The organism is Acetobacter sp., assembly GCF_052102375.1.
Lineage (GTDB): Bacteria > Pseudomonadota > Alphaproteobacteria > Acetobacterales > Acetobacteraceae > Acetobacter.
This window is the reverse complement of record NZ_JBQDXI010000013.1, coordinates 27342-50677: the sequence shown is the minus strand read 5'-3', so window position 1 is coordinate 50677 and position 23336 is coordinate 27342. Positions and strand designations below refer to the sequence as shown.

At 53.4% G+C, this 23336-nt stretch carries 15 protein-coding genes; 4 read left to right on the top strand and 11 right to left on the bottom strand.

Features of this window, described 5'->3' with window-relative positions:
* Positions 1-43 precede the first annotated feature (43 nt).
* The 6 genes from ACTIDN_RS07610 to ACTIDN_RS07585 form a co-directional block, all read right to left on the bottom strand.
* Entirely contained in the window at positions 44-1297 is a 1254-nt protein-coding gene (locus ACTIDN_RS07610) for a hypothetical protein (protein WP_441376580.1), read from the bottom strand.
* A 73-nt stretch (positions 1298-1370) separates the two neighbouring features.
* Positions 1371-4166 (bottom strand): glycosyltransferase, encoded by a 2796-nt coding sequence (locus tag ACTIDN_RS07605; protein ID WP_441376579.1) that lies wholly within the window; start codon positions 4164-4166, stop codon positions 1371-1373.
* Positions 4167-4468: 302 nt separating this feature from the next.
* Positions 4469-6259: a tetratricopeptide repeat protein gene (locus tag ACTIDN_RS07600; protein ID WP_441376578.1), complete on the bottom strand. Its 1791-nt coding sequence runs from the start codon at positions 6257-6259 to the stop codon at positions 4469-4471.
* 50 nt (positions 6260-6309) lie between these two features.
* Positions 6310-7755 (bottom strand): HlyD family type I secretion periplasmic adaptor subunit, encoded by a 1446-nt coding sequence (locus tag ACTIDN_RS07595; protein ID WP_441376577.1) that lies wholly within the window; start codon positions 7753-7755, stop codon positions 6310-6312.
* A gap of 3 nt (positions 7756-7758) precedes the next feature.
* Complete coding sequence (locus ACTIDN_RS07590; protein WP_441376576.1) at positions 7759-10020, bottom strand: peptidase domain-containing ABC transporter; 2262 nt, start codon at positions 10018-10020, stop codon at positions 7759-7761.
* A gap of 141 nt (positions 10021-10161) precedes the next feature.
* On the bottom strand, positions 10162-10674 hold the full coding sequence (locus ACTIDN_RS07585) for a hypothetical protein (RefSeq protein ID WP_441376575.1): 513 nt from the start codon (positions 10672-10674) through the stop codon (positions 10162-10164).
* Between ACTIDN_RS07585 and metH the strand changes: the two genes are divergently transcribed.
* From metH to purF, 4 genes are all read left to right on the top strand, one after another.
* Positions 10673-14179 (top strand): methionine synthase, encoded by a 3507-nt coding sequence (gene metH, locus ACTIDN_RS07580; RefSeq protein WP_441376574.1) that lies wholly within the window; start codon positions 10673-10675, stop codon positions 14177-14179. The two genes, ACTIDN_RS07585 and metH, sit on opposite strands and share 2 nt — an antisense overlap.
* Positions 14180-14385: 206 nt before the next feature.
* Positions 14386-14781 (top strand): phosphoribosyl-ATP pyrophosphatase, encoded by a 396-nt coding sequence (locus tag ACTIDN_RS07575; protein ID WP_441376573.1) that lies wholly within the window; start codon positions 14386-14388, stop codon positions 14779-14781.
* A 45-nt stretch (positions 14782-14826) separates the two neighbouring features.
* On the top strand, positions 14827-15351 hold the full coding sequence (locus tag ACTIDN_RS07570) for a CvpA family protein (protein WP_441376572.1): 525 nt from the start codon (positions 14827-14829) through the stop codon (positions 15349-15351).
* Between the two features lie 46 nt (positions 15352-15397).
* Positions 15398-16876 carry an amidophosphoribosyltransferase gene (gene purF / locus ACTIDN_RS07565; RefSeq protein ID WP_441376571.1) on the top strand — a complete coding sequence of 493 codons (1479 nt, stop codon included), beginning with the start codon at positions 15398-15400 and terminating at the stop codon, positions 16874-16876.
* A gap of 64 nt (positions 16877-16940) precedes the next feature.
* On the opposite strand, the gene ACTIDN_RS07560 is transcribed toward purF, so the two are convergent.
* The 5 genes from ACTIDN_RS07560 to ACTIDN_RS07540 all read right to left on the bottom strand — a co-directional run bounded on the left by ACTIDN_RS07560 (position 16941) and on the right by ACTIDN_RS07540 (position 23304).
* Positions 16941-18392: a hypothetical protein gene (locus ACTIDN_RS07560; RefSeq protein WP_441376570.1), complete on the bottom strand. Its 1452-nt coding sequence runs from the start codon at positions 18390-18392 to the stop codon at positions 16941-16943.
* A gap of 5 nt (positions 18393-18397) precedes the next feature.
* Positions 18398-19246 carry an ABC transporter ATP-binding protein gene (locus ACTIDN_RS07555; RefSeq protein WP_441376569.1) on the bottom strand — a complete coding sequence of 283 codons (849 nt, stop codon included), beginning with the start codon at positions 19244-19246 and terminating at the stop codon, positions 18398-18400.
* A gap of 152 nt (positions 19247-19398) precedes the next feature.
* Complete coding sequence (locus ACTIDN_RS07550) at positions 19399-20103, bottom strand: PqiC family protein (RefSeq protein WP_441376568.1); 705 nt, start codon at positions 20101-20103, stop codon at positions 19399-19401.
* A gap of 4 nt (positions 20104-20107) precedes the next feature.
* Positions 20108-21760 carry a PqiB family protein gene (locus tag ACTIDN_RS07545; RefSeq protein WP_415508584.1) on the bottom strand — a complete coding sequence of 551 codons (1653 nt, stop codon included), beginning with the start codon at positions 21758-21760 and terminating at the stop codon, positions 20108-20110.
* Positions 21761-21807: 47 nt separating this feature from the next.
* Entirely contained in the window at positions 21808-23304 is a 1497-nt protein-coding gene (locus ACTIDN_RS07540; RefSeq protein WP_441376567.1) for a paraquat-inducible protein A, read from the bottom strand.
* Between the last annotated feature and the right edge of the window lie 32 nt (positions 23305-23336).

Below are 23336 nucleotides of genomic sequence, written 5' to 3'. Positions count from 1 at the left end.
GATCATAAAAAAAGCCCGGCGCTGTTGGCCGGGCTTTTTTGTTTTACCGTCGGGAACCCGGTTTCCGTCCCCGTCCGACACCACGCTTGGGTACCGCTGCTTTTTTGGCACGACTGGAAGGCGCAGCGGCTACTTTCCGGCTGGGTGCCGGAGAAACTGGTGCAGCAGTAGCTGGCTTGCGCCCCCGCTTTGCGCGCGGTGAAGAAGGTGCCTCGTCTACCTGCTGTGTTTCCGCTTTTGCAGATGCCCGGCCACCACGTCTTTTCCGCGGTGCTTCTACCTCTGATACTTCGATTTCTTCTTCAATGAAGAGATCAAAGTCATCTTCATTCTCTGCAAATTTAGCAACGTCTTCCGCAAGCAGAGCAGCAAGATCGGCCGCGGCTTCTGCTGGGTTGGCAGCAACAGCCGAGGCTTTCCCTTTTTTGCTACCTGATGCACCACGCGGCACAATTTCCAACAGGAAAGCCTCTAGCGGGGCCAGAGAGTCTGCTTCAATCGGCGCATCTGTATCCAGCGGCCCAATTTTTGTCCCGTCCGTAAAAGTTGCGGTCAGACGGCACACAAATTTTTTGGCAGCCTGACCTTTCAGGCGCACACAAAGCCCAAGAATGGGCAGCGCCATCCCCCGGCTACCGCAATATTGTCCGCCCTCAACCCAAGGTGACAACCAGCCTTTGCCTAGAACAGCCTGATACTCAATATCAGCCGGGGAAATAATTTCTGCCGGAGACACACCAAACCCTTCGATCCAGGCGTTGCTGCCAGGCTGCCCCATCCATTCACCCAAACGCACGGCAACATCACCACGGCGCTGAATATGCGCGCCAATTTCTGGCTTCTGGTCTGGTACGTTATTGTGCTGGGCCTGTGCTTGTGCCTGCACACCTGCGGGAATGGGTGTTGGCGCTTTTACATCAGCACCACCTGCCGGAGCGGGAGCATGCGCCTGTGCACTCAGTTGTACAACCTGCAAACGAGGCGCTTCGTGGGGTGAGTTTTCTTCCTGATAAATCGTGACCATAACCTGTGCTGTGCCTGAATGCACCCGCACCAGAGCAGCGCCGCTAGCCGCGCCAAGCCACCCATCGTTTTCAAATGTTACGATATCGACCTGTCCAGCCATTTGGGTGGGGGAGCGGGTAATACGTACACCAGGGAGGCCTGCTGGCGTTGGGGGCTGCTGACCGGGCGTATAAAATACACAGAACAGGCCAGTCTGAAGCGTCATCAGATGTCCTGATACTTTTAGATCTGAAATACGCTGCTGCGCAGGCGTCTGGCTGGTCTGTGACATACATCCTCTTTCATCAGAAAACTTCGGAGAAAGTCAAAATCGAAACCATTAAAAATTTCGAAAAAGTATTTCTTCACTGCGTCATAGCTGTCTTGCCGCTAAGCACGCTTTTTATCAACACCTCATTTAGAGCGGCTCCGCGTAAATTTAGGGCTAACAAGGCCCCCCTCCCCGTTGCCCTGATACGCTCTGCCGGGGTCCCATGATCAAAAGCTAATACAGGCAGTCCAGCACGCCACGCCAACCCCATAGTAAAGCACCATGTCTCCGGCCAGATGGAAGGTAGAAATGCGGCATCCGATGCCGTAGAAGCAATAAGCTGTACGGCATCATCTTCCCGATATTCTCCGGTTATAAAAACCCGGCCCGTATCAAGAAGCGGCTGGTCATCCGGCGTATGTCCCACAATCACAAATTCCAGTGGAAGATCTCGCATTGCGGCATCCAATGCCGCCTGATGAAGAACACCGTACCCCTTCTCCATCCCAATCCCGCCGACAACGCAAAGCCGAATACGTTTGTCATATGTTGAGCCAAAACCAGAAAGAGCACCGCGCCCGACCACAAACTTGCTTGATGCCCCGCGCTGACCGCGGGAAAACTCACCATCCTCATCTTGCTCAAGTGGCCTTACGCGACATACGAGCGATGGGAAGTGCCGCGCCATACGGCCTGCAACATCATGCGACGGCGCATATACTAGCCGTGCCTTTTGCAAAAAGTCACCTGAACGCAACAAGAAATCAGGAACAGTTATAACTTCATCGCTCCGTGAACCAGCAATCGAGAGGCATTTTGTGCAACCGTCACTATTGGGCTCTCCGCAATATTCTCCATCTGGGCCCAGAAGCGAAATTCTTTGGCAAAACCACATATAATCGTGGATGTACACATCATAAGAGCACTCAAGCTCCTGAGGCAACGTATAGAGAAGTGGTGAGTAACCAACCAGATGATGCACTTCAATTTTACGGACCCCTTCCGCTTTCAGCACACGCTTGAGCATTGCCCAGTCGTCTGGCAACCGAAAACGTAAAGACGGAAATGAGTCTGGGTTACTACTCTCCTCCAAAACACAACCGCTATCGGTTGGACGTAATATTAAGCACCTTAGAGGCTTTTTTACATATTCTTTTGCGTGAGACTGAATGACACGCTCCACACCACCCCCATAATGGTGCGTGATAAGCAAAACAGATGTGTTTTTATCATTTTTAAGACTAGTTTCTTGACGAAATCTAACGAGGTCCATCCGCCTTCTGGCTTCAAATAACGGATCCTGTTTTATCCAGTCTGCAACCATATCATGATACCCTGGATGGAGCGTTTCCAGAATCTCAGAGTTTCGGTTTATCAGGTCTGTACGGCTTCTCCCAAAAGATGAGGAACCAAAATGCGCCACAAAAGCCCCAGCAGCAACCTTATGCTGCCACCCCAGAGCGTAGGCCCTCATACAAAAATCGTTTTCTTCTCCATAGCCCTGCGCAAAAACATCGTCGCGAAACAAGCCAGTCTTTTGCAAACAATCATGCCGGATATACAGGCAAAATCCATTACCTGTGGGGATGTCGTAAGCCTGCCCTTTATTGGCCAACTGAGCCACCTGCATCAGCTCTTCAATAAACGCTCCCTCAGGCATAGGATTTTCCCGATCGATAGCCGGATATGACAGGATACTGGCATCATTTGAAAATGGCGTTACTGTTCCAATGTTTTTTTGAGAATATGCTATAGATCGTAACTCAGCGACCCATCCATCTGGCACGAGCGTATCACTGTTTAGTAAAATAACATCATGCCCAACTGCCACATTCACCCCTGTATTGACAGCAGAAGGGAAACCACGGTTTACCGCATGCTCTCTATAAAGAAATTTATATTTTCTACAAAATTTCTTTATAGAATCAACAAGCTTCCTATCTGGGGATGCATCATTAATAACTATGATCTTAATTTTTGTCCGGCGTGTAGTTTTTTCAACTGCCCCCAGACACCCCATTGTTAGAGCATAGTCTTTGAAAACGGGTATGATAATCGCTAGCGGCGATTTTTTATCTTTATAATCTGGACCAACTATTCTTTCTTTGCAGTAAGGCAAAGGGAAGAAAGGAAGTGTTTGTGATTTATCCCGTATATGGTCTTCACCGTCTTTCTGTGAAATATACGTTGCAATAAGGTGAGCCCCCGTAGCTATTTTACGTGCATCAAGCGGGCTGCCCGCAAGGTCTTTCCCATCTGGGCCAAGAATGTGCACAGGGCCTTCCGGCAAAACGTTCCATGGAATAGCAACCTGCCTATACCGAGCTACAGGCCTTTCTGTAATAACCGTCTGGTTTATTTCCTGCGCGACAAAGCGGAAAAGTTCTTTTTTTCTGTCTCCACATAACACACGTAGAATGGGGGCTTCTTCGACATTATATGGCAACCAGGCCCACCCCGTTATGCCGCTTGCGTCTGCACGCACCAGCCCTTCACAGCGTGTTATTTTCTGAACATCAAATACGCCACCCAGGATGTCCTGACAGCCTTGTACAGTGACCTCGACCTGCTGTGCCGTATGCCATTCATCTGGACAGGACCAAACACCATGCCTCTTTTCTACTGGCATTTGTACATGATCGAAAAACAGGGTTGGCCGCATAGACTGCAAAGCTACACTGGAGACAAGCTCTCCATTCCCTGCCAATCCATACCAGCCAGGCAAGAATGCTTTTTGGCAGAGTTTATCCGCAAGCTCACCTACTTCAGGGCTATAGGCAAAATTGCATAAAACATAAGATAAAGACTTAAGGGCATCCGTGACATACCCGTAAGCATCCTGAAATGTAGCGAGTAAAAACCAGCCTTCCTGAAAATCAAACCGCTCCACAAGCGCATTCAGAAGCGCCAAAACACCGTTGCGGTCTCCCGCAGCATGCCGCGCCAGAACCAGAGCGAACATGACGTGAGGGTTATTCGGGGCTTGCCTGTTGGCACGCTCTAACCAATCCCAAGCTTTTTCCGGCTTTCCCGCAGCCCATGCCTCAACACCACACCGAAAGGATTTTTGAGCAGACTCACTCGCTATAGCTGCACGCTGCTGCTTGGTAAGAGATGCATCCTGCCATACAAAACCTGTGTGAAATGCTGTCATTGCTACAACTTTCTGCACATCAAACAGCTATATGTGAGTCAGCCCGGCTCTGACACACTGGTTTTTTCTTGTTCTTCCAAATTGGCAAGTTCACTAGCTGCTTGCGCTACATCCTGTGCTTTTGCTTTGGCATACCATTTCTTTGCGTCCAGAATATTTTTGTCACCAGCCAAGCCGAGAGACAAATATCGACCCATCATAAGCTGAGCGGCAGCATTCCCGCGCTGGGCTGCCTCCAAAAACCAGCGCTGCGCCGCAACACGATCCTGAGGGATGTCATGACCACCGCCATACATTGCCCCAACAGAGAACATGGCCCAAACCTGACCCGCTTTTGCAGCATTTTCATAAAGAGTGAGGGCTTCTGGGTGATTTTTATCTCCCCCCTCTCCTTTTATCAATAAATCAGCATAGGCTATCTGTGCTTCAACCATACCAGCGTCCGCAGCTTTTTTTATCCAGGCGCGCCCTTCCACCGGGTCTTTTTCTGCACCACGCCCATTCAGCAACATTGTGCCATACCAATACTGAGCATTTACGACACGCTCTGCAGCTTTATGCAGCCACTTAAGTGCCTCTGCTTCATTCGGCTGCGTCCCAACACCTTGAGCCAGACAAACACCAAAATTGAACGCAGATAAATAGTCGCCCTGTTCTGCTTTAGCCTGATAAGCATTCAGGATTTCTTGTCCGGCTTCAGGAGAAATTTTCCCCTGCAACACCATATTGCCAAGATTTGCTGCGGCTTCCCCATTGCCCTGTTCAACGGCAACTTTGAACCAACGCTTTGCTTCCTGCACATCTTGCGGAACAGCAACGCCCTCGCGATACAAATTACCTAAGGTATAACTGGCAGCTGCATGACCGTGATCCGAAGCATACCGGTACCATGCAACGGCTTCTGCATAATTGGGCGGTAGATCACCGCCCCGCCCATACATATCTCCAAGTGTTGCCGCTGCTTCAGCATCCCCTGCTAAGGCAGCACGCCGCAGCCAAGTTTCACCCCTGACTGTATCACGCTCAACACCCTGACCAAGCATCAGCCCCACGCCATACTTGGCCTGAGCACTGGAAACATGGTGTTCCGCAGCCTGTGCATAGTACTGCATGGCCTCAGTTATGCTGGCTTCTCGCCCCAAGCCGCGTTCGACCAGAACACCCATGAGGTAGAGTGCAGTCCCAAGACCTTTTTGGGCGGCTTTATCAAGCTCTATAGCAGCTTGTGCGTAATCCTCATCTGACTGAGCGGCATTGAGTGCTGCAATACCGAGACCCAGATTACCTTGGATGCATCCAGCCTGCGCTGCTTTCTTATACCAAAGCACTCCCTCATCAGGATTGCGAATATCCTCCGGCCCATTGCAGAGAATATAGCCATACATGGCTTGCGCATCCGGATTTCCAGCCTCAGCAGCCAGCTTCGCCCAAAATGCAGCTTTGTGATAATCCGGCTTGGGCTTGACCTCAGGAGCTTCCACCTCATCAAAAACGGAAACACTGCTTTGGTCTGCCTCCGCTTCTGCTGGAAGACCATACAAATAGAGCGTGGCAAGGATGAAGCCAGCCTGTCCCCACCCTTTTTTTGCTGCCCGCCGTGTCCAGCGTACGCCCTCTATAAGATTGGGAGGCGCACCGGTCGCATTAAGATATGCCTGCCCGACAAGAAACTGCGCCTCAGCATTTCCTTCCCGAGCAAGGACAGAAAGCTCCGAAAAGCCCTTGGCGGCATCATCCGGGTCTTCGAACAAAGTTTTGGCGCGGAGTAGCCTGTCTTCAAGTGAAGATCCATTACGCCCCAAAATACGCTTGAACAGACCCAGAACCATAAACCACCTTTCTTATGTCATAACCTCTCTCTAGGGGAGCGCGAACTCTCTTACGGTTCGCGCATACCGTTAGTCATGAGGGGCATGAAATTATTCAGCAGGTACTGCATGACAGTACGCTTACCAACCTTAATATCCGCTGAAACGGGCATACCGGGCTGCGGATGGAAGAAACTCGGCACGCCATGCAACGTGTAACGCTCAATCTTCAGACGAACACGATAGTATGATTTACCTGTTGCATCCGGCGTAACACCATTTTGCTGACCATCCTCGCTTGAAACAAAAGAGTCCGCACTGATGGTTCTTACGACTGCGTCAGCACCCCCATACTGCTGGAACGGGAATGTTGCGAATTTTACGAGAGCTTTATCACCAAGCTTAACAAAGCCGACATCCTGACCGGAAAGAACCGCTTCTACCTCCAGACCTTTCCCAACAGGCACAAGCGTCATAATACGCTGCGCTGTATTGACAACGGACCCTACAGACACTTTCCCGATGCTCAGGACCACAGCATCTTCATCTGCTTTCAGAGCAACCAAGTTGTTATGCAGCACTGCTTTACGGTACATACTGCTATACTCAGCCGCACTGTGTTCAGCCTTGATCAGGTTTTGGTAAATTTCCGCTTTCCAGCTCTGGATATAACCTTCTTTTTCAGCCACCTGCGCTGCGAGTTTATTACGCGTTGACGCGGCCTGTTGCTGAGCGGAAATTTGTGATCTTTCTGTCTCCATCAAAGTGCTTTGCGCACCCAATGTAGACAGTTTACTACCAACCTGATCTTTCTGAAGTTGCATTCGCATCTGATGCACGTCCGCAGCAACTTTGGTTTGGGCGGCATACATTGCTGCACTTGCTTCGTAACCTTGCAAATCATGCTGCAAGCTTGCGATCTGCTTGTCGTAATTGGCTATCTTTGCGTTATATTCCGCTTTACGACGCAGGAAAGCCTCGCCCTGCCTTACGGAGGCAGGTTGTTGCACATCAACCTGATATGGTTTGTCTTCAGCTTCCGCTTTCAGGCGTTCCACTTCTGCTTGATACTGGTCATTTTGCGTCCGCATATTATCGATATCGGCGCCACTAGTCGTCGGATCGAGGTGAGCAAGAATATCACCTTTTTTTACAAAATCCCCTTCTCTGACATCTATGGACCGTATGATTGAGGTATCCAACGGCTGTATAACAAGCGAATTCTCAACAGAGATCATCTGCCCCTGCGTAGAGACCACACGATCAAGGGGGAAAATCGCCATAGCTGTGACAGAGAACACAACCAGAGCACCAATCAGCCATATAATATACTGAGCGGAGGCCGTGGGAGGCAAATTGACCAGTGCCGCTGTAGGAGAGTGAAACTCCAAAAGGGCAATAGGCATATCACCCTGTGCATACGGGTCATCCGCCTGACGCAGCAAATCTACGCTGTTTCTTTCCACGCCGTCAGAGTTGGATTCATGCCCAGCGGGAATTACATCATTCTCGCTCATGGCTTATTCTCCTTCCGCGATCAGAGACGACATATCATCAGGCTTTCCGGATGATCGGCCTTCAGTGTGGCGGTTTTGCTGCATCCACAACGTACGATAAATATCACAACGCTCAAGCAGGACATCATGCGGCGCAATATCCACAACCGCACCGCGATCCATGACGCATATCTGGTCGCAGTTCACCAGAGAAGAGAGGCGATGCGACACAATGACCATCGTTCTACCTTCACCAATGCGCTCAAGGTTGGCGTTCACCAAAGCTTCGCTTTCCGGGTCGAGTGCTGAGGTTGCCTCATCCAGAATCATCAGCTTGGGGTCCGTAATGACAGCACGTGCAATAGCAAGCCGCTGACGCTGCCCCCCGGAAATATTGGTAGAGCCTTCTTCAATAAAGGTTTCATACCCTGCTGGCATACGCTCAATAAATTCTTCAGCGCCGGCCATACGCGCCGCACGAATGACATCATCAATCGTGAAACCCGGGCGACCTGCAGTAATGTTCTCACGAATTGTCCCGCGGAACAGAAAGTTGTCCTGAAGCACAACCCCGAAAGAGCGGCGCAGGTGAGTCAAATTGATCTCTCGCAGATCAATACCATCAAGCTTCAGATAACCCGTATAGGACCGGCTAACCCCTTGCAAAAGGCGTGTAATAGTGGATTTACCGGAGCCGCTTCGGCCAACCAGACCAAGCATGGTTCCTGCCGGGATCTCGAAATTCACGTCTTTCAATGCAAGGGTTGTGGCCCCGGGATAGGAAAAGTTAACGTCTTCGAAAGACAGCGCACCTTTGATAGGCGGACGCATACCGGTTGTAAGCGCTTTGGTTTCTGTCGGTTGGTTCAATACGGAAGCTGCCTCACTCAGAGACGTCATGACTTCCGTATAATCGTCCATCAACTTCGCCAGCCCCACAAGTGGGCTCGCTATGCGGCCGCCCAGCATCATGAACGCCACCAAGCCACCGGCCCCCACAGTGGAGGGGCTTACAAGAGCTAAATACGCACCGATGATAATAATACCGCGGGAAATAAACATATCCAACGGCATAATGAGCGTCTGTGGCCAGTTCTGCATACGGCCAGAGGCCAACTTCCAGCGCACAACCAGCGCGGTCATTTCATCCCAGACCTGCTTGCGGCTATTTTCCAAAGCAAGTGTCTTCAGTGTACGAATACCTGCTACAGTTTCATACAATATTGCATTACGGTCACGCTCTGCTGAAATTTGCTTGTTCATGATTCGCGTGAGCGGTGCCGTGAATATGACGACTATCAACCCGATCACACCCGCAGCAGCAACGGTCATCCATGCCAAAGTAGAGCTCAGATAAAAAAGAAATGGCAGAATAACGACCAGCGTGAACAGATCCAGGAATGTTGACATCAACTTCCCGGTCAAAAAATCACGGACTTTGTAAATAGCCATCACACGACCCAGCATATTACCGGTCTGTTGACGTTCGAAATATTCAAGGGGCAATGCAACAAGACGGCTGAACAAATGCAGAGAAAGCCGCGCATCTACTCGCGTTGACAAAATCAACGAAATTTCACGCCGTGCATAGGTCAGCAACACTTCGTAAAAAGAAAAGACAACGACTATCCCGGCGATAGAAACAAGTGTTGCCATTGAGTGGTAATTTACCACTTTATCAATCACCTGCATCACAATAAGCGGGGGGAATATCTGGAGAATACTGATTGTCATGGAGGCGATGGCAATATCACGCAGAGATTTTTTCTCGCGCAGCACCATCTTGGCAAACCAGCCAAAAGTAATGGGGGCCTCTGCTTCAGATTGACCTACCCTACCTTTGACAAGAAGGACGTCCCCCGTCCAGATGCGCCCCAGACGGAGTTCATCAACAGCAACGGGAACAGCCCCTTCCCCCTTCATGGGGTCCCTGAGCCACACGATACCTTTTTCAGGCGAAGCCCCGACCATTAGAGCCGCAGACCCATCACGGAACATCAGCACGATGGGCGGGGAGTTGGTCATACGTACCAGATAGCGCCACTTAATACGCATGGCCTTGGCCGCTGCACCCTGATCTCTCAACCAGCGCACCAAAGTGGCGGGAGACGGGCTTTCCTCGCCGGGTTCAGCGGCAAAATCCTGAATATCAAGCTCAAGACCATGATATTTTGCGGCTGCCATAGCAGCCCGCAACCGGATCATGGCAGGGTGGACACGTTCATTACCGTGAGCCGAATGGGAAGAAGAGCCGGCAACCTCAGGCACATGATCAGACTGCTGCACGAATAACCCTTTTGATAAAACCAACACTCTCCAACCGGCTTCTCCCTGTAATACAGGTGCCAGTAGGCCCCTATATGACAGCGAGAGGCACTGAGCTCCAAGTGTTTCTACACAAAAAAAGAAGTTTGTTTGTTATTTTAGTCAGGACTGGCAGAAAAAGCGGCTAGAAACTGCCTTTAATCCATAAAAACCAATTGCCAGATTATCTCTTGCAAGATTTTCTTGCACAAGAGTTTTGTTTTCTGCCGAACAAATAATAATCAGGTTGGTAAAATACTCACACAGTCCTTTTGCTCGTTCTTGAAATAAGACCGCCATTGCCTGCCCCAACGCACTAAAACTGGTGCAGCAGGGGCAACTATTCGGGTGTGCTCCTTTAACTGCGTCAGGAATTTCACCTGTCCTGACCCGACTGACCAACCAGCCTTCCTCACTCACTGGCACATCCCCTACAAACAGGACAGCGCTATGGGTTTTGTCTATGGCGCTCACATCCTGCGGGGTGAGAATACTGAACGGAACACGCGTGTCCTTCTGCCCTTTCCATGCCAATGCACTGGTGGACAGGGCGGCCTTACTCTGGAATAACGACTTGCCCGCTTGGCCTACGCCTGATGGGCGCTTCCCCTCACTTTCCTGCTTCATGGATGCCATGTCTACTCGTCTTCCGCTTCTCGATACCCTGCGTGATCAGGTCCTGCTGTGTGATGGTGGGATGGGATCACGCATCCAGATGCTTGATCTGGACCTGACGCGTGATTACTGGGGGCAGGAAAATTGTACTGAAATCCTGACTCTCTCACGCCCTGAACTCATACGCGAAATCCACCGTGGCTACTATGAAGCCGGGGCGGACATGGTGGAAACCAATACATTTGGTGGTTCGCCTATTACCTTGAGCGAATTCGGGCTGTCAGACAAGACACGAGAAATCAATCGGTCGTCCGCCATTCTGGCGCGTGAAGCTGCTGAAAGCTTTGCAGACGGGCGCAGTCGGTACGTGCTGGGCTCCATCGGGCCGGGCACCAAGCTCCCCTCCTTGGGAAATGTCGATTACGACACGCTGGAAGCCGCTCTAGCCGAACAGGGGCGCGGGCTTATTGAGGGTGGGGTGGATGCCTTCCTGATTGAAACCTGTCAGGACACGCTTCAGATTAAAGCCGCCGTCAATGGCATGAAAATTGCCCGGACAGAAATGGGTGTAACAACGCCTATCTTTGTACAGGTTACCGTTGAAACAACGGGTACTTTGCTTGTTGGCCCCGACATTGCGGCGGCCGCAACCGTCATTCACAGCCTTGATGCAGACCTGATTGGCCTGAACTGTGCCACCGGCCCGCAGGAAATGGCAGAGCACGTTCATTGGCTGTCAGAAAACTGGCCACGCCTTATTTCCGTGCTTCCAAACGCAGGCCTGCCGGAACTGGTGGATGGCAAAACCCACTATCCCCTCTCCCCTGAAGACATGGCGACCTGGGTTGAGCGCTTTATCAAAGAAGATGGCATTAACCTGATTGGCGGCTGCTGTGGCACCTCCACGCCTCATATTGCTGCGTTGGATGCCATGCTGCGCCGCCGTGCAGAGGGTACGGGCAGGCACCGCCCGGCCCCTGTTACCAGAACCTCTGTCTGGGTGCCCTCCGTTGCCAGCCTGTATACCCAAGTGCCACTCCGGCAGGAGAATGCCTATTTCTCCATTGGTGAGCGCTGCAATGCCAACGGCTCAAAAAAATGGCGCGAATTGCAGGAAGCCCATGACTGGGATGGATGCGTTGCCATAGGCCGCGAGCAGGCGAAAGAAGGCTCTAACGCTCTGGATGTCTGCACGGCTTTTGTGGGACGCGACGAGCGTGCGGAAATGGATGAAGTGATCAAGCGCTTCACATCCTCCGTCAACGCGCCTCTTGTCATTGATTCTACGGAAACGCCCGTTATTGAGGCCGCTCTCAAGCTGCATGGCGGCAAGCCCATCATCAACTCCATCAATTTTGAGGATGGAGAGGGTCCGGCAGCCGACCGTATGACACTGGCCCGGAAGTTTGGTGCTGCCGTTGTGGCGTTGACCATTGATGAAGAAGGCATGGCCCGCCGTCCGGAAGACAAGCTGCGCATTGCCACACGCCTGATTGAATTTGCCTGCGACAAATACGGCCTGCCGCAGTCCGACCTGATGATAGACCCGCTGACCTTCACCATTGCCACCGGCGCGGAAGATGACCGCAAGCTGGGCGTATGGACGCTGGAAGGCATCAAGATGATCCGGGACAATTTCCCGGATGTGCAGATTGTACTGGGGCTGTCCAACATCTCATTCGGCCTGAACCCGGCGGCTCGTGCGGTCCTTAACTCGGTCTATCTGGACCATGCCGTCAAGGCAGGCATGACGGCCGCCATTGTGCATGTCTCCAAAATCCGCCCGCTGCACATGATTGCGCCAGAAGAGGTCAAGGTTGCGGAAGATCTGATTTTTGACCGCCGCACAGCCGATTATGACCCACTGCAAAAACTGCTGGAGCTGTTTGCAGACCGCAAGGCATCCGAAGCCGTCAAACGCAAGGTTGCAGAAACGGTCGAAGAACGCCTGAAAGACCGCATTGTTGATGGTGACCGCAAGGGGCTGGAAGCAGACCTTGAAGAAGCCATGACCAGACTGGCGCCGCTCGACATCATCAACACCGTGCTACTGGATGGCATGAAGGTGGTAGGGGAGCTCTTTGGTTCAGGCAAAATGCAGCTTCCTTTTGTGCTGCAATCTGCCGAGACCATGAAGGCCGCCGTAGCATGGCTTGAACCCCACATGGAGCGCGCCGAAGGGCAGCACCGTGGAACCATTGTGCTGGCGACCGTAAAAGGAGACGTGCATGATATTGGCAAAAACCTTGTCGATATCATTCTGACAAATAACGGCTACCGCGTGGTCAATCTGGGCATCAAGGTGCCTGTCGCTGACATGATTGAAGCGACAAAGCGCGAGAAAGCTGACGCTATTGGCATGTCCGGGCTTTTGGTGAAGTCCACGGTCATCATGCGCGAAAACCTTGAGGAAATCAGCCGCGAAGGGCTGGATGTACCGGTGCTGCTTGGGGGCGCTGCCCTAACCCGCAACTATGTGGAAGAAGACTGTGTAGCGGCCTACAACCCCACAGGCCGCGTTGCTTATGCACGCGATGCCTTCGATGGGTTGACCCTGATGGACCACATTGCCCAGAACAAGTTTGACGACTACCGGGCCGCCATTGCCAAACGCCGTGAGGGCAAGGCCACACGGCGTAATGCCCGCACACCGGAAGCCGCTGAAACACGAGGCTTTACCCCTGTAGACCCAGCGCTCACGAAAGCCCGCCGTGCCCGCATGGTTGTGGATGAACCTGTGCTGACGCCCCCTTTCTGGGGTAGCAAGATTATCTCCGCCCCCACCGAGGCCGTGCTACCCTTCCTGAATGACCGCTCACTGTACCAGTTCCAGTGGGGCTTCAGAAAGCAGGGACGCTCGCTTGAGGAATTCATGGTATGGGCCAAGCAAGAACTACGCCCTATCCTGCTGCGGATGCTGGACCTTGCCGCCAAGGACTCTATCCTGAACCCGCAGGCCAGCTATGGTTACTGGAAAGCTGCAGGGAATGGGAACGACCTGATCCTGTTTGAAGAAGACGGCATAACAGAAGCTGCCCGCTTTACCCTGCCCCGCCAGCCTCGCGAAGACGGCGAGTGCATTGCCGACTTTGTGCGTGATATTTCAGACCCACAGCGTGATGTTGTAGCCTTGCAGGTTGTGACGGTCGGCCAGAAGGCCTCTGACTTTGCGCGGGACTGGTTTGAGGAAAACAAGTATCAGGATTACCTGTATCTGCACGGTCTGTCGGTTGAAATTGCCGAAGCCATGGCAGAATACACGCACAAGCGTATCCGTGCTGAACTCGGCTTTGCCGCAGAGGATGCGCGCGACATGGATACCCTGTTGCAGCAAGGGTATCGCGGGTCACGCTATTCCTTTGGGTATCCGGCCTGCCCACGCCTGGAAGATCAACACCCCATCCTTCGCCTTCTGGGCGCAGAGCGGATTGGTGTGTCTCTGACAGATGGGGACCAGCTCCATCCTGAACAATCGACCTCTGCTCTGGTCATTCTCAATAAAAAGGCCAAGTATTTTACTATCTAACAGCGCTTTGGCCTTGAGCATCCCTGAGAGTATTGGCGGCCCAATGCTCTCAGGGAAAAGTCTGTCAGGCAGATTTACCCTGCAAGCGCACCACCTACCCCACACTTTGCAGCTAAAGATGCGCTTTTGATTTTCAGGCCGGAAAAACTTTTCGTATTCAATACGACCTGTTGACCAAAAGGCCGTGTCCTGCCCATCTTACTGTTATGCAGCATCCTTCCCGCTCTTCAGCGCGTTTGGCGCACAACTCTACGGGTTCCTCGGCCTCTCAGGCTCCGGAGTCGGGAGATAAGCCGTATCGTGACCCTACGGCAGACATCATGGCGGCCTGTAATAAAGCTGGCCTTCATGCAACCTCCTGCGTAGCGGCCTTTATTGACCGCAGGAAGCCGGACATTGTGCAGGAAAGCGCCAACTTCATGCAGGAACTGGCTGCTATCTGGGCCCTTGAAGCGCTTGAACCTGAAGAAATCTGGACAGAAATTCTACGGCGGATTGAAGTGGGAGAACTGTTTTTACGCCTTAACCAGCCTCCACACCGCAAGAAGAAAAATGGTAGAACTCCTCGGCCGTGGCGCATTTCCACCAGCAAGCTCCCCTAACGCATCGCGTGACAAACACGCCCCTTCTGGCGTAACGGCAACACCATGGCTGTCATAGACTGTATTGCACTCTTACTGGTTGGGCTGTCCGTTCTACACGGTCTGTGGCGTGGCTTTACGCAGCAGGCACTGGGGGTAGGCAGTTGGATTCTTGCAATTTTTCTGGCCTGTCATTTTGTAAGCACGGCAGCACAATGGGTACGGACCTTTATTCACAACCCACTGCTTGCCGACATTGTCGCCTTTGTGGGGCTCTTTCTGGCATTGGTGGTCATATGCTCCCTGCTGGTCAGCACCATTGTCAAAACCGTAAAAAGCACCGCACTCAGCGGCATTGACTCTACGTTGGGAGGAGTATTCGGGCTGGTGCGCGGCCTTCTGGCTGTGCTGCTGCTTTTTATGGTCGCCCAGTGGTTTTTGCCCGCAGAAGACATGCAAAGCCTTGAAGAAAACGGGAGGCTCACCCCATATATTCAGCAGGGCGTGACAGCAATACAGCCATTCTTGCCCACTTTTAGCGCGAAAAGGCTTGCGCTAACGGGCATCACAGGTCATGACCCCACCCTATAGTCCCCCTACGCTCTCTTTCGGCTATTTGCGGAGGCCCTGCGCACCTATGCACGCCCACGATACCCGCTGTTCTCTTCCCACTACAGCTGCCTGTCATGATGATGACCACCCACATGAAGAATGTGCGGTTTTTGGTATCTGGAACACCAAAGACGCTGCTGCTCTGACAGCGCTTGGGCTCCATGCCTTACAACATCGCGGTCAGGAAGCTGCCGGGATTGTGTCCTACGACACCCAGTTTCACTCTCATCGCGGGCTTGGCCTTGTGGGTGACGTGTTCAATGACCCCCGCGTCATGACTACCCTTAAGGGTGACCGCGCGATAGGCCATAACCGTTACGCCACCTCAGGGGCCACCCTGCTGCGTAACGTGCAGCCGCTGTTTGCAGAATTTGCTTTTGGTGGCCTAGCCGTGGCGCATAACGGTAACCTCACCAACTCTGGCAGCCTGCGCAAAGAGCTGATCCGCCGTGGGTGCCTTTTCCAGTCCACCATGGACACGGAAGTTTTTGTGCACCTGATCGCCACCTCGCTTTACGCAACGGTGGAAGACCGGCTGATTGATGCCCTCAAACGGGTGACCGGCGCGTATTCTCTGGTTGTGCTCTCTACGGATGCCCTGATGGGCGTGCGAGACCCCATGGGCGTACGCCCGCTGGTTCTGGGCAAGATACCGGGCGAAAGTGGCGCAGAAGGCTCGTGGGTTCTGGCATCAGAAACCTGTGGGCTGGATATTATTGGCGCAGAATTCGTGCGGGATATTGAACCCGGTGAGCTGGTGATTATTGACCAGAACGGCATCCGCTCCCTGCGGCCCTTCGGGCAGACATCTCCGCATTTCTGCGTGTTCGAATATATCTACTTCGCGCGTCCGGACTCCGTACTTGAAGGCTTGCCGGTTTATGCTGTGCGCAAGCAGATTGGCCACGAACTAGCCCTGGAGAGCGCTGTAGAGGCTGACATTGTGGTACCGGTTCCGGATTCTGGTGTGCCGTCCGCCATGGGATATGCGGAAGCAAGCGGTATTCCTTTTGAGCTGGGCATTATCCGCAACCATTATGTCGGCCGTACCTTTATTGAGCCAACCGACCATATCCGTAATCTGGGTGTGAAGATGAAGCACTCCACCAACCGCCCTGCCCTTGATGGCAAGCGCGTTATTCTGGTGGACGACTCCATTGTGCGTGGCACAACATCCCGCAAGATTGTGGACATGGTCCGTGCGGCAGGGGCCAAGGAGGTGCACATGCGCATCTCCTCCCCACCCACCAAGCATTCCTGCTTCTATGGCATTGATACGCCTGAACGCAGCCATTTGCTGGCGGCACAGCATGACGTTGCCAAAATGGCAGAGCTGATTGGGGTGGATAGTCTGGCCTTTATTTCGCTGGATGGGCTGTACCGTGCCATGGGCCATGAAAGCCGGGCCGCTTACCGGGAACGCTATTGCGATGCCTGCTTTACCGGTGACTACCCCATCCCGTTGGTGGACCACGATCTGGAGTTCGGCAAAGGCACTGCCTGAGCCTTAACGTCAAAGGGCCTCTGCTTCAGCGTAGCAGAGGCCCTTATTTTTTACTGCCGTGCGCTCAGAGTACGGCTGGTTCAATAGGCCAGTCTGCTTTCGCCAAAGCCTGTGGCGCTAACAAAGCCATAACTACGCTAAACGGAACACCTGCCAACATTATTCCCCATGCCCATACAGGCACAGTATGATGGGAAAATAGCAGGCCCAGCGCCAACTGCACACCAATCAGGCCGCCGCCCGCACTTAAAAGCTGGGTCAATGCTGGCCTGTTTTTACGGGGGCTGAAGATGAGCCCCAGACTGGGTAAATACCCTATCCCAACAACAATGCAGAATATGGCCACCATGGTTATCGGCAATCTGGACCAATGCAGACCTGCTAGGGCAACGCCTAACGGGCTACATATCACTGTAGCAAGCACAGCATTTTGTACGGTGCGCTTGGCGTGCGTTGCATAGAGTGCCCGAGCAAAGTCCAGACGTGTGCCATACCCTGCCAGATTAAGCAGAAACGGCCAGTCTGCCCTCGCCTGCATCCATGATGCCAGACCACTGACTGACATAATGCAAATCATCTGCGGCGCCATAAGCATGGACGTCTTAAGGGCTGACCAGTTGGGTACCGCAAAGGTGTGCAAGACTTCCACCAAGACGTGCATAATAAAAATGCTTATAACCACTAGTACACAGCCTACCAGATAGCCAACTGGCCCCGGTGACATCATGGTGTTGGGAACAGGCGGGTTACGTAACCACGGAAACTGCCAAAGCATGCTCCGTACTACTACATTGCCTCTCTGCCCTGAACCTTGCGAAGACTCTACGGCATAAGAGGGCTTGCCCTTGTTCCTGCCGCGAAAAGATACCGCTTTGACGTTGACGCTTTGTTGCCCCGCCCCCTCCTGCCCAACGGCGGGCCGGGGTGTGTGCGCCAGCTCTATGACTGTCAAAACCATGCCAACGACCAGCAGGCAGAGAGCACTGTACCAAGGCAGGGACAAAAGACGTTCCTGAACCTGCGGAAACAGGAAGAGCACAAACACACCCATCAAGAACACAGCCCGAAGCAGTCTTACTGGTCCACGCAAGGCTTTGGGGGTGGCCGTATCCGAATTGACAGCCAAGGCGAGAGAAAGAGATTCCTGCGCCAGAATATTCAGCAGAGGCGCTCCTAAATAAAGGAGCGGCACTGCCATAAGCAGCATGATGAAGGCCAACACGACATGGATAGCCTTGTATTCTGCCGCAATCATACCCGGCGTCATGCTGGCTAAAGGGCTACGCACCTGCCGCCAGTAGTGCATAGCACCAGACGCCACGAGCCCTTGCAAGCCGAGCCACCACCACAGCGAAAAAGACTCTGGCAATTTGAAAATACCGTTTTGCCAGTGCGTTGTGGCGTGGTCCTGAAATGCCATAATAAAGGCGACCGTACTCCACGTCACTCCGGTGAGAAATGCGTAGTTCTCCCGGAAAAAGACCGGAGAAAGATAAAGCCGCAAAGCGTGCTTCATGTTCCTCATCGTGAGAGGGCCAGAAACAGTGTTTCAACATCTGGTTGTGTTGCGACCACTCCCACTTGCAAGGCAGCCTGATCAAGTGGTGCGTGCCACCCCTCTACCCAGAAGCCACCATCCTCTGCCGGAGCAAGCAGGTTCAAACCCCACCCCTCAGGCGGCAGGACTGACAGATGCCGCACCTGCTGGTGAAGACTATTCTTGGAAATATCCAGAACCAGTTTTCCGTGGCGCATCATCACGAAACGATCACAGATTGCCTCAAGATCAGAAATAATATGAGAGGAAACAAGCACTGTTGCCCCATGCTGATGGGCATAGTCTGGCAGCAGGCGCATGAAATCATGCCGGGCTTGAGGGTCAAGGCTGGCCACAGGTTCATCCAGCACAATGAGGTCTGGCCGGAACCGCAGCGCAAGTACAATGGCCAACCGCTGCCGCTCACCCCCGGAGAGAGATTTGATGCGGGCAGCAGGGTTCAGCCCGGCCCAGTCAAGCCAGCGGTTATCCTGCGGTGTTGTGGCGGGGCGGTAATCCGCTAGGTAGGACAGCAACTCCCCCACCTTGAACCATGTAAAACCGGTCATGGTCTGGGGTACAAACCCGACCCGATTACGGACCTCAGGGGTCAGATGCGCAATATCCTGACCAAAAAGGCGGATACTCCCTCCATCCCCTGACAAAAAACCAAGCAGGCACCCGATCAGGGTTGTCTTCCCCGCGCCGTTCGGCCCGAGAAGCGCTGCAATTTCTCCCGGCTGAAGGGTCAGGCTGAAATTATCAAGGGCACGTTTTGTGCTGAATTCTTTGGTCAGTGATGTAATTTCTAAGGGAAATACAGGTCCAGACACGCTTCTGACTCCGCTACAGACTATGCTGTTTATGGTGGCTGACTGGATGGCCGGCTAGACGTTACACTGCCGAAGTATTGGTGCAGCACGCCCCCGGTATTCCTCCACCCTGAAGCACATGCTGGTGGGCGGAGGGGATAGAGATACGGGGTCTATCTGGTAACCGCACCAGTCGGGGCTGGAGCATGAAGAGAAGACGCTGCCTGCGGGATCTGCACCGGTAACAGGCGCAGTTGTGTTGCGGCAACGTCTGCAATGTTCCCTACAAGCTGGCTGAGTTCACGCACCAATGAAACGGAGCCCGAGGAGGCTGCGCCTTGCAGACGAAGGCGCTGCAAATAGAACGGCGTGCCACCTGCTGGCGCACCAGCCTCCGCAGCCTGAATGGACAGGGCTGCTTCTATCTCAGCGCGGCCATCCGGGCCTTCAGAAAAACGGGTTATGGAAAGTTCGACATACGCTTCCGGCTGGGTAGTAACAGCATCGTTTTCCGCAAAAACTGCTGTTCCGGGGAGGCGTTGCGCCAGATCAGCCGCCAAAGCCCGGCTCACCTGCCCTGCCAGTGAATCTCCCCACGCATCGTTTTTGGAAACGGTGAGCTGGTACCCTGTATCCTTGGTCACGATACGGTCACGGTCCAGCCCGGAGGCAATGGTCGGCAACCTGACCTCAACATAGCGCGGGCCACCCGCCTGTGGCTGCTGGCTTGGCACAACAGCCAGCGTGTACAAGGTAGGCCCTGCACCGGAGCATGCCGTCAGGGACGTTGCCATAGCCCCAAGCCCCACAACGCCACACAGGAAACTACGACGGGTGGAAGAGCCCTGATCGGGCTGTGCAGAAGAAAAGCGTTTCATAGCATTACCGTCCAGAAAGCAGTGCTGAGGGATGATTGGTCAGGAACTCTGACAGGAAGCGCAACGAACGCGCGGTCTGCCCAAGCTGCTGCACCATGGCCTGAAGGTTACGGTGGAAGTCACTATTGCCACCATAGCTTCCCAGAAGGCGGTTGGCGTTCTGGACTGCCTGATCCAGTTGATTGGTCATTTCCGGCAGGCGGTCCATCAGCGGGCCAACCCCCTTACGCATCTGGGTGCTCATGTCCTGCAGGTTCTTCATGGAAACCCTCAGGCTAGCCAGAGACTGCTTGATATCCGGGCTGGTCAGAGTTTTATCCGCATTGGCCAGAAGGTTATTGGCGTTCACGCCAATCTGCTCAAACGGCATGGCCGACAAACGAGACGCCACGGTTGAGAGCGAATCCATAATGCCATTCATACCACCCGCCTGACTGGGAATAACCAGCGTTGGCCCTTCCATGCTTGTGGTGGCCTCTGGCGGATTCTTGATGAAATTGAGCGAGATCATGGTCTCACCCGTCAGGAAACTGGCGCTGTCCGTTGACGCACGCAAGCCGTTGGCCACCAGCATTCTGAACATTTCTGTCAGTGTGCCATGTTTGATGTCCTTTGCATCCAACACACGCTCTGGCTGAATCTGCATCCCGATACGCACACGCGGGTGGCCGGTTTTCTGGTCCAGATCCAATTTCACACTGGTAACGTTACCAATCTGAATCCCGAACATGGTGACCTGACTACCCGGTGCCAGCCCCTTGACCGAGGAGGTCACATAAGTGGCAAGAGGCACGCGTTCATGGTAGCCCGCGCTGTCTGCTTCTTCCTTGCTGTCATACAGTTTGAAGACCGTGTCCACAGGGGCTTCCTGTGCCTCATCGCCCCCAGTCCCGTCACGGGGCAAGCCGAAGGCCACACCGCCGGAAAAGAGTGCCTGAATGGACTGCAACTGTACCTTCAGGCCACCCGCCCCAAAACCAACCTGCACGCCGGAAACATTCCAGAAGCGCGTGTCAGTCCGCAAGTAGCGGTCATACGGTTCACGGACAAAAACCTGAATCAAAATCGGCCCACGCCCACCAGGGGGCATAGTGTAGCCAAGCACTTCCCCGACATCCACATCCCGGAAGAAGACGGGCGCTCCCTGCCCGATAGACCCAATAGAAGGCGCTATGAGCGTATAGGTCCGGCCCGGCTGATCTGACCGAACACCGGGAGGGGCTTCCAAGCCTTGAAAGGTCGTGACACGCTTGGCATGACCATCGGCTGCCGTGCCTGGGTCAAACGCGATATACGCGCCAGACATCAACGTCTCCAGCCCGGTAACACTGGCCCCGTTTATGCGCGGACGTACAACCCAGAAACGGGCATGGTCTGTCAGCATCTCACTGGTGCCGGAATTCATGCGGATACGCACTTTGACGTGCCGCAGGTCATCCGTCAGGGAAATATGCTGCACGGTGCCAAGCACCACAGCTTTGTTCTTAACCTGTGTCTGCCCGCTGGTCAGGCCATCTGCCGTGTCAAAAACAATTGTGATTTCCGGGCCGTTACTGGCGAAACTCCGCCAGACCAGAAAACCCGCGATCAGGACCGACAGGACCGGAATAATCCAGATAATGGAAAACCTGATACGGCGCACAACAGCATCCGGCATGCTGCCACCCTCGCCGGAATGGGGAGATTGATAAGAATTCTGTCCGTTCACGCCTGGTCCGGCTCCATATTACCTAAATAAGCCTGTGCATTTGTGGGCACATGCGGGGCGGTCCCATCCGGACCGGGGAAAGTAGTGGGGTGCGGGTCTACCCCACCCTGAGGCTGCACATCTTTAACCGCATCCCACATCAGGCGCGGGTCAAAGGTGTGCACAGCAAAAATGGTTAGAACAACAACGGCGGCAAAACAAACCATACCACCATTTGCCGTAACGCTGGCCAGATGGCTGAACCGTACCATGGCTACCAGAATGGAGACCATGAACACATCAATCATGGACCAGCGACCCACGATATCAATGACTCTATAGAGTTTGGAACGCAGGGCCAGCCCTTTGCGTGTGCCCCGCCGGATGCACCATACCATTTCTGTCAGGCCAACCATTTTGAGGACAGGAACAGTCACACTGGCAAAAAGCACAAGGATAGAGAGCGGTATCATCCCGCCCTCCCAAAGTTCCACAGCACCTTCTACAATGGTATGGCCACTGCCATTGCCCATTTTTATCACTGTCATCACTGGGTAAAGGTTAGCAGGTATATAAAAAACCATTGCTGACACCAGCAGGGCGGTGGTTCGGCTTAAACTGTTCGCCTTGCGTTGGCGCACCACATGGCCACAGCGCGGGCAATACCCTGCTGGCTCTGTGGGAGAAATGGCATGATCAAATTCAAGCACCAGACCGCAGCTCAAGCAGGAAAGCCGGTTGCTGGACGGTACCAATGCCCCGTCCTTTTCAACTGACACAGTCCTAACCGGGATACGCGTACCCTGCTTGGTACGCATTGTGCTGTCGACTTTCCTTTGTTCCCAGATCAGTTCCGTATCCAGCGTTGCATCGGTAGCGGCCATGGTCAGCATTAAGGCTGCAACCAGATAAACAGCAGCTCCTACTTCCACAAACGCCAGATCAACCAGCTTGGTATAGGCAACAAAAACCCCCAGAATATAAACTTCTACCATCGACCACGGGCGCAGAAGTTCATACCATTTCAGCAGATGGGGCACCCATGGCGGAAGAGTGGGGCGCAGGGCAGACGTCAGAATCATACCCATCATGGCAATAACAATGCCGGGTGCCAGCACGGTGGCAATAGCCACCAAAACGCCTACCTCACCCCAGCCCTCGTGAAGCAGTTCGATAGGGCCGGTAATAATGTCAACCGTCCGCTGCCGCCCGTACAGATCCAAAATCATGAGCGTAGAGAACAACATGGCCAGATACAGCGCCGCTGAACTGATACAAAAAGCCAGAGGCGTTGCGATAGGAGCCGTTTTGTTGCGCCTGTCCAGCATCTGGTTACAGCGCGGACACCGCGCCTGTGTACCGGGTTCTAGTGGAGGGAGTTTCTGAAACAGACCACAACACGGACATTCGATAACGTCCCGCACAACATCTACATGCCGGGTATCATCGACTGGAATGGTCTGTTCAGCCGAAACAACCTCTCGCAGCAGGTCTGTAAAGCGTGACGCATTCATGACAGCAACCTTAAAACGGAATTACGCTGCAT

Bases quoted from the DNA above. Each gene is read 5' to 3' on its own strand.
- ACTIDN_RS07540 (WP_441376567.1), bottom strand. From the start codon at position 23,304: ATGAATGCGTCACGCTTTACAGACCTGCTGCGAGAGGTTGTTTCGGCT.
- ACTIDN_RS07585 (WP_441376575.1), bottom strand. From the start codon at position 10,674: ATGGCATCCATGAAGCAGGAAAGTGAGGGGAAGCGCCCATCAGGCGTA.
- ACTIDN_RS07610 (WP_441376580.1), bottom strand. From the start codon at position 1,297: ATGTCACAGACCAGCCAGACGCCTGCGCAGCAGCGTATTTCAGATCTA.
- metH (WP_441376574.1), top strand. From the start codon at position 10,673: ATGTCTACTCGTCTTCCGCTTCTCGATACCCTGCGTGATCAGGTCCTG.
- ACTIDN_RS07600 (WP_441376578.1), bottom strand. From the start codon at position 6,259: ATGGTTCTGGGTCTGTTCAAGCGTATTTTGGGGCGTAATGGATCTTCA.
- ACTIDN_RS07595 (WP_441376577.1), bottom strand. From the start codon at position 7,755: ATGAGCGAGAATGATGTAATTCCCGCTGGGCATGAATCCAACTCTGAC.
- ACTIDN_RS07570 (WP_441376572.1), top strand. From the start codon at position 14,827: ATGGCTGTCATAGACTGTATTGCACTCTTACTGGTTGGGCTGTCCGTT.
- ACTIDN_RS07550 (WP_441376568.1), bottom strand. From the start codon at position 20,103: ATGAAACGCTTTTCTTCTGCACAGCCCGATCAGGGCTCTTCCACCCGT.
- ACTIDN_RS07560 (WP_441376570.1), bottom strand. From the start codon at position 18,392: ATGAAGCACGCTTTGCGGCTTTATCTTTCTCCGGTCTTTTTCCGGGAG.
- purF (WP_441376571.1), top strand. From the start codon at position 15,398: ATGCACGCCCACGATACCCGCTGTTCTCTTCCCACTACAGCTGCCTGT.
- ACTIDN_RS07545 (WP_415508584.1), bottom strand. From the start codon at position 21,760: ATGCCGGATGCTGTTGTGCGCCGTATCAGGTTTTCCATTATCTGGATT.
- ACTIDN_RS07575 (WP_441376573.1), top strand. From the start codon at position 14,386: ATGCAGCATCCTTCCCGCTCTTCAGCGCGTTTGGCGCACAACTCTACG.